General features: G+C 70.5%; 6 protein-coding genes. 2 read left to right on the forward strand and 4 right to left on the reverse strand.

Annotated features, from left to right (window positions below; genetic code table 11):
- The 4 genes from AC27IO_RS18810 to apbC form a co-directional block, all read right to left on the reverse strand.
- On the reverse strand, positions 1–164 hold a 164-nt coding region (locus tag AC27IO_RS18810; RefSeq protein WP_498740158.1), incomplete at its 3' end, for a methyl-accepting chemotaxis protein.
- Positions 95–1,327 (reverse strand): methyl-accepting chemotaxis protein, encoded by a 1,233-nt coding sequence (locus tag AC27IO_RS18815; RefSeq protein WP_498740157.1) that lies wholly within the window; start codon positions 1,325–1,327, stop codon positions 95–97. The genes AC27IO_RS18815 and AC27IO_RS18810, both read right to left, overlap by 70 nt.
- A gap of 12 nt (positions 1,328–1,339) precedes the next feature.
- Positions 1,340–2,980 carry an OFA family MFS transporter gene (locus AC27IO_RS18820; protein ID WP_272564975.1) on the reverse strand — a complete coding sequence of 547 codons (1,641 nt, stop codon included), beginning with the start codon at positions 2,978–2,980 and terminating at the stop codon, positions 1,340–1,342.
- Positions 2,981–3,173: 193 nt separating this feature from the next.
- Entirely contained in the window at positions 3,174–4,265 is a 1,092-nt protein-coding gene (apbC, locus tag AC27IO_RS18825; protein WP_317356374.1) for an iron-sulfur cluster carrier protein ApbC, read from the reverse strand.
- A gap of 134 nt (positions 4,266–4,399) precedes the next feature.
- Between apbC and AC27IO_RS18830 the strand changes: the two genes are divergently transcribed.
- Both AC27IO_RS18830 and AC27IO_RS18835 read left to right on the forward strand, forming a co-directional pair.
- Entirely contained in the window at positions 4,400–4,981 is a 582-nt protein-coding gene (locus tag AC27IO_RS18830; RefSeq protein ID WP_498740159.1) for a restriction endonuclease, read from the forward strand.
- A gap of 40 nt (positions 4,982–5,021) precedes the next feature.
- Complete coding sequence (locus AC27IO_RS18835) at positions 5,022–6,278, forward strand: patatin-like phospholipase family protein (RefSeq protein WP_284429330.1); 1,257 nt, start codon at positions 5,022–5,024, stop codon at positions 6,276–6,278.
- Positions 6,279–6,434: the final 156 nt, after the last annotated feature.

Consider the following 6,434-nt stretch of genomic DNA (forward strand, 5'->3'; position numbering starts at 1 on the left):
ACCTGTGTGACCTGCGCCACCACCTCGTCCATGGTGCGTCCGGCCTGGGCCACGAGATCGCTGCCGGTGCTCACGCGCGACACGCTGGCTTCGATCATCGCCTTGATCTCCTTGGCGGCCTCCGCCGAGCGCCCCGCGAGCGACCGCACCTCGCTGGCCACCACCGCGAAGCCGCGCCCTTGCTCACCCGCGCGGGCCGCTTCCACCGCGGGCGTTCAGCGCACGGGATGTTGGTCTGGAAGGCGATGCCGTCGATGATGCCGATGATGTCGCGGATGCGGTGTGCGCCCTCGCGGATGTCGCCCATGGTGGCGACCACCCGCTCCACCGCAGCGCCGCTTTGCCCGGCCGCCTGCGACACCGCGCCCATGAGCCCGTTGACGCGCCGGGCGTGCTCGGCGTTCTGCCCCACCGTGGCCGTGAGCTGCTCCAGCGCCGAGGCGGCGCTGTTGACTTCGCCGGCCTGCTGCTCGGTGCGCGTGGCCAGATCGCCGTTGCCGGCCGCGATCTCGCTGGTGGACAGGCGCAGCCCGTCCGCGCCCCGCCGCACGTTGCCCACCAGTCCGGCCAGCCCCACGCCGATGCCGTTGATGGCCTGCAGCATCTGCCCCACCTCGTCGCGCCGGGCCACATGCATCTGGGTGGTGAGGTCGCCGGCGGCGATGCGCTGCGCCGCCGCGCGCCCCTGCGCCACCGGCCGGGCAATGCCGCGCTGCACCATGCCGTAGATCGCCGCCGCTGCCAGCAGCGGCAGGCCCGCCACCACCGCTACCCAACTGGCAGGCAGTGGCGCCAGCACCAGCCAGGCCAGCGCCCACAGCGCATACTGCACCGCCAGCACCAGCAGGGCCAGCCGGCCCGCCAGGTTCAAAGCGGGAATCTCGCTGACATCCAGGCCCACGTAGAGCACGCCCACCACGTGGCCGGACGCATCGCGCACCGGGTCGTAACGGGTCATGTTCTGCCGGCCGAACACCGTGGCGTAGCCGGCATAGCCGCGCCCCGCCAGCAAGTTGGCATAGGCCGGGTGGGAGCGGTCGAGCAACGTGCCCACCGCGCGCTCGCCGTCCTGCTTGCGCACCGAGGTGGCGACGCGGACGAAGTCGTTGCCCTGCCGGGCGAACACGGTGGCGCGCACGCCGGTCTGCGCGGTGAAGCGGTCGGCCACCGAAAAGTCGCCGTTCAGCAGGCGCCCGGCGCAACGCAGCAGCGGCGCCTGAGCGGCGCCACCCTGCGGTGGCTCGAGCGTGAAGCGGCCCGCGTGCTCGGCGGCGAACCGCGCCGCGGCGGCGTTGATCCGCCGGTGAAGGGAGCCTGGCAGCACCATGGTGCCCGGCCCTTACTGGAAGAACTTGGCCGCGCTCACCAGGGTCTTGTAGATGCCCCAGGCCAGGGGAATGCCCACCGCAGCCCAGGCGAACGCCACCAGTGCCGGACTGGTGGAGCTGCCGGCCCCGGTGCCCGAACCCACCTCGGCCGCCAGCGATTTCTCGTGCGCGAGCTTTTTCTCGTGCGCCAGCTCTTCATCGGTCATGAACCACTTGTCGGCCAGCGGGCGCACCAGCAGGTTGGCGATCAGGCCGATGACCAGCATGCCCACCAGGATGTACATGGTCTGGTTGTAGACCTGCTCGCGCGGCAGGCCCAGGCCCAGCTGGTATTCGCGCATGTAGTTGACAACCACCGGGCCCAGGATGCCCGCGGTGGCCCAGGCGGTGAGCAGGCGACCGTGGATGGCACCCACGAACTGCGTGCCGAACAGATCGGCCAGGTAAGCCGGCACCGTGGCGAAACCGCCGCCGTACATCGACAGGATGATGCAGAACGCCCCCACGAACAGCAGCTTGCTGCCGGCCCCGGCCGAGCTGGGGATGCTGGCGTACAGCAGGCCGCCCAGCACGAAGAACACCACGTAGGTCATCTTGCGGCCCAGCTTGTCCGACAGGCTGGCCCAGAAGAACCGGCCGCCGATGTTGAACAGCGACAGCAGCGCGGTGAAGCCGCCAGCCACGGCGGCGATGGCCGCCAGCTGCGCCTTGTCGAGTTCGCCGAACTTCTGCGGCACGCCGATGAGCGCGCCGCCGAACACCTCCTGCAGCATCGGCGAGGCCATGCCGATCACGCCGATGCCCGCGCTCACGTTCATGCACAGCACCACCCAGACCAGCCAGAACTGCGGAATGCCCCAGACGCGCTTCACGTGCACGTGGCGCTGCGTGATCATGGTGTTGGCGCTGGGCGGCGGCGGGGTCCAGCCGGCCGGCTTCCAGCCCGTGGCGGGCACGCGGTAGCCGAGGGCGCCGGCCATCATGAAGACGAAGTACAGGAGCGCCATGACCACGAAGGTCTGCATCACGCCCACGTCGGTGGGGGTGGAAAACCGCTTCATCAGGTCCACCGCGAGGGGCGAGCCGATCATCGCGCCGCCGCCGAAGCCCATGATGGCCATGCCGGTCGCCATGCCCCGCCGGTCGGGAAACCATTTGATGAGCGTGGACACCGGCGAGATGTAGCCCAGCCCCAGGCCGATCCCGCCGATGACGCCCGAGCCGAGGATCATCAGCCAGAACTGGTGCAGGTGGATGCCCAGTGCCGACAGCAGCATGCCGCCGCACCAGCACACCGCGGACACGACACCCGCCTTGCGCGGACCGGCGCGCTCCAGCCAGCCGCCCCAGATGGCGGCAGAGCAGCCCAGGAACACGAAAAACAGGGTGTACATCCAGCCCAGCGTGGCCACGCGCCAGTCGCAGCCGGAGGCGAACAGCTCCGCGAAGAAGCTCATGTCCTTGGGGCAGGCAGCGCCGGTGCCGGCCGTGGAGAGGGCCTTGGACAGCGGCAGCCAGAACACGGAGAACCCGTAAGCCATGCCGATGCAAAGGTGGATCGCCAAGGCCGCCGGAGGAACGAGCCACCGGTTGAAGCCGGGACCGGCAATGATGCGTTCCTTGTCCAGAAAACCGGGTTGTGTGGATGACATGCCACTCCTCTCTGCTGTGCTCTTTTTCGACGTCCGCGCGCCACCCTGGCACGGGTTCTCGATCCAGTGTCAGCGCATTGCTTGAGCTACGTCAAGACACATTGCACACAACGCGACATGTTTTTCCGCGCTGTCAGGAAGCAGAAAGGACAGCAGTGCAGGCGAAGCCGCCGGTCGTCCGGCAGCGGCCGCCTCAGGTGGTCTTGCTGATGGAGATGGTGGGGAATTTCGACGAGAAGTCCTTGGCCTGCTGCGCCACCTTGACCGCCACGTCGCGCGCCATCTTCTTGTAGATGCGGGCCACCTCGCCATCGGGGTCGGCCACCACGGTGGGGGTGCCGGTGTCGGCCTGCAGGCGGATCTGCATGTCCAGCGGCAGCGCGCCCAGGTAGGCCATGCCGTATTCCGCCGCCATGCGCTGGCCGCCGCCCTCGCCGAAGATGTGCTCGGCGTGGCCGCACTGGCTGCACACGTGCACCGCCATGTTCTCGACGATGCCCAGGATGGGCACGCCCACCTTCTCGAACATCTTGATGCCCTTCTTGGCATCCAGCAGCGCGATGTCCTGCGGCGTGGTGACGATCACCGCGCCGGTGATGGGCACGCGCTGGCTCAGCGTGAGCTGGATGTCGCCGGTGCCGGGCGGCATGTCCACGATGAGGTAGTCCAGGTCCTTCCAGTGGGTTTGCCGCAGCAGCTGCTCCAGCGCCTGCGTGGCCATGGGGCCGCGCCAGATCATGGCCTGGTCGGCATCGATCAGGAAACCGATCGACATCACCTGCACGCCGTGGTTGCGCATCGGCTCCATGGTCTTGCCGTCGGCGCTTTCGGGCTTGCCCTCGATGCCGAGCATCATGGGCTGGCTGGGGCCGTAGATGTCGGCATCCAGCACGCCGACGCTGGCGCCCTCGGCCGCGAGCGCCAGGGCCAGGTTGGCGGCGGTGGTGCTCTTGCCCACGCCGCCCTTGCCCGAGGCCACGGCGATGATGTTCTTGACCTGCGGCAGCAACTGCACGCCGCGCTGCACCGCATGCGCGACGACCTGGCTGGTGATGCGCACCGCCACCTGCTCCACGCCGGCGACGGCCTGGGCCGCCGCGGTCAACTGGCGCTCCAGTTCGGGCACCAGGCTCTTGGCCGGGTAGCCCAGCTCGACGTCGAACGCCACGTCGCCACCGGCGATGCGCACGTTGCGCACCGCCCGCGCACTGACGAAATCCTTGCCGGTGTGCGGATCGCTTACGCTCGCGAGCGCCGCCAACAGCGCCTGTTCTGTGACTGCCATGCCAATAACTCCTTGAGGGGCCGGTAGTCTATTCCCTGATCTTCCAACCCCGCAGGGCCGAGGACAATGCACCGTTGCCGCGCCCGCCCACGCCTGCCCACCCGTTCAGTACAAGGATTCCCGTGAAATTCAAGATGGCCCCCAACTCCCTGTTCGCGATCCTGCTGCGTTCGCCCTGGTGGATCAGTTGGTCGGTGGCCGGTCTGATCGCGCTGGTGTGCGGCGCCCTGCTGCCCTCGCACATCGCCCCGTACGCCGCGGTGGGCGCCCTGCCGATCTTCGGCGTGGGCTGCCTGGCCGCCTGGCGCCAGTGGCGCGCGCCCAGCAGCGCGCGGGTGCAGGCCGTGCTGGGGCAGGCGGCGGAGATGCCCTGGCGCAGCTTTGCGGATGCGCTGGAGCGCGCCTGGCAGGCCGAGGGCTACGCGGTGCGCCGCCTCACCGGCCTGCAGGCCGATTTCCGCCTGGAGAAAGCGGGCCAGACCGCCCTGGTGAGCGCACGCCGCTGGAAGGCCGCCACCCATGGCATCGAGCCGCTGCGCGACCTGCAGGCGGCCGCCCGGGCGCAGGACGTGCCGGCCAGCACCTACATCGCGATGCAGGGCACGGTGAGCGACAACGCCCGCGGCTATGCCCGCGAGCACAGCATCACGCTGATGGAGGGGGAGGCCCTGGCCGCCCTGCTGCTGAAGGCGCCCCGCGCCGCACCCGCCCGGTGATCCGACGCCGGGTACGACCACCGATCCGCCGAGGCCCGCCATGCCCCCTTCCGCCGCAGCCCCCGCCGCCAAACCCGTCTCGCCCCGCCCCATCGGCCTGGTGCTGACCGGCGGCGGGGCCCGCGCGGCCTACCAGGTGGGCGTGCTGGAGGCGATCTCCGACCTGCGCATGGCGTGCGGCGCGGGGCGCGAACCCAACCCGTTTCCGATCATCACCGGCACCTCGGCCGGCGCCATCAACGCGGCCGCCCTCGCCTGCGGGGCGGACCAGTTCGACCGGGCTGTGCGCCGCATCGCCCGCGTGTGGCGCAATTTCCACGCGCAACAGGTGTACCGGGCCGACTCGCTGAGCGTGATGCGCAGCGGCGCGGGCTGGCTCACCCTGATGTCGCTGGGCTGGCTGCTGGCGCGCTGGCGGCGCATGCGGCCGCGCTCGCTGCTGGACAACTCGCCGCTCACCGGCCTGCTCACGCAACTGGTGCCGCTGGTGCGGCTGCCCCGGCTGATCCGCCAGGGGCACCTGCAGGCGCTGGCCATCACCGCCTCCAGTTACAGCTCGGGCGAGCACGTGACCTTCTTCGAGGCCGCGCAGGCGCAGCAGCCCTGGGTGCGCTCGCAGCGCAAGGCCACGCGCGACCGCATCACGCACGACCACCTGCTGGCGTCGTCGGCCATTCCGTTCGTCTTTCCCGCCACGGCGCTGGGCATCGACGGCCACACCGAATACTTCGGTGACGGATCGATGCGTCAGTCCGCCCCGATCGCGCCGGCCATCCATCTGGGCGCCGAACGCATCCTGGTGGTGGGCGCGGGCCGCATGCACGAACCGGCGGGCGAGGCGCTGCACAGCGATGCGCCGGCCTACCCGTCACTCGCGCAGATCGCCGGGCACACGCTGTCCAACATCTTCCTGGACGCCCTGTCGGTGGATGTGGAGCGCGCCCAGCGCATCAACCAGACGCTGTCCCTCATCCCGCCCGAAGTGCGCGCGCACAGCCCCTTGCGCCCGCTGGAACTGCTGGTGATCGCGCCTTCGCAGCGCCTGGATGCGGTGGCCGCCCGCTACGTGGGCGAGCTGCCCCGCCCCATCCGCACGCTGCTGGGAGGCCTGGGCGTGACCTCCAACATGCAGGACGTGCGCGGCGCCGCGCTGGCCAGCTACCTGCTGTTCGAGGCCGGCTACACGCGCGAACTCATGGCCCTCGGCCGCGCGGACGCCCTGGCGCGCCGCAGCGAGATCTGCCGCTTCTTCGGCTGGGCCGACGCGGGCAACGCGGTGCGGGCGCCTGCCGTTTGAGCCCGCACACCCGGCCCGGAGTCACCCCTCCTGTCGGAGCCAACCGATGCCCTTCGCGCCCCGCTCCCACTTCCCATCGGCCATCGCCCGCACGGCCCGCACCGGCCTGGCGGCGGCCGCGATCGCCGCGCTGACCGGCGGCTGCACGCATCCACC

The sequence above is a fragment of the Acidovorax sp. KNOB132 genome, from assembly GCF_057541515.1.